Source organism: Arthrobacter echini, assembly GCF_008107445.1.
Classification (GTDB): Bacteria; Actinomycetota; Actinomycetes; order Actinomycetales; family Micrococcaceae; genus Arthrobacter_D; species Arthrobacter_D echini_A.
In genome coordinates, this window is record NZ_VSLD01000034.1 from 1 (window position 1) to 913 (window position 913).

The 913-nt window shown below is 65.4% G+C and carries 1 pseudogene; it reads right to left on the reverse strand.

The window, feature by feature from the left end:
* A pseudogene (locus FQ377_RS14690) lies at positions 1-913 on the reverse strand (IS3 family transposase); the annotation flags it as partial.

Here is a 913-nt window from a genome sequence, read left to right on the forward strand (position 1 = left end):
TCGAGGGATCCGTGGGGCCGTTCATGATTGTAGATGTCCTTCCATTCCTGGGCGAGGTACCGGGCTTCGGCCATGGTGTCCAGGATTTCCCCGGTGAGTTGTTCTCTTCTGAATTGGGCGTTGAAGGACTCCGCGAACCCGTTCTGCCACGGTGAGCCGGGGTCGATGAACGCGGTCTCCACCCCGGCGGTGTTGCACCAGTCGGTCAGGGCAGCGGCCGTGAATTCCGGACCGTTGTCCGAGCGCACGTAGGTCGGGGTGATCCCGGTTTCGGCGATGACGTCCTCCAGCACTGCGACGACGTCCCCGGCGGTGAAGGACCTCCGCGGGATGATCGCCAGGGCTGTTCGGGTGTATTCGTCAATGACGTTGAAGAACCGGATATGCCGGCCGCAGGACGTCACATCAGATTGGAAGTCGAAGCTGACCACGTGCATCGGGTACTGGGCCCGCAACCGCTTCTGCTCCCCGGCGCCGGGCCCGGTCCTGCGCTTCTTCCTCGCCTTGGGCTTACAGGTCAGCCCCTCGAGGCGCCAGAGCCGACGGATCCGCTTCGTGTTCAGCGCCACCCCAGCCCAGCGAGCCTGGGCCAGCAGGTGCCAGCGCGCCTTCCGCCACCCCCACGCCGGATGCTCCACCGCCACCGCGCGTAGGTCGGCCCGCAGCTGGGCTTCCTCGAAGCTGATCTCCGGGCGGCCCTTACGCAGCGCGGAACGGTTCTGCCCCAACACCTTGCACGCGAATCTCTCGGACGCCCCGAACTTCTCCTGCGCCATGCGCACCGCACGCCGCCTCGGTTCAGGGCTCAGAATTTTCCCCGCGCCACCTCGCTCAGGATGTCGTTAGCGAGGACCTGATCAGCCAACAACTTCTTCAGCCGGGCGTTCTCCTTCTCCAGCTCCCTGGTCCGCTT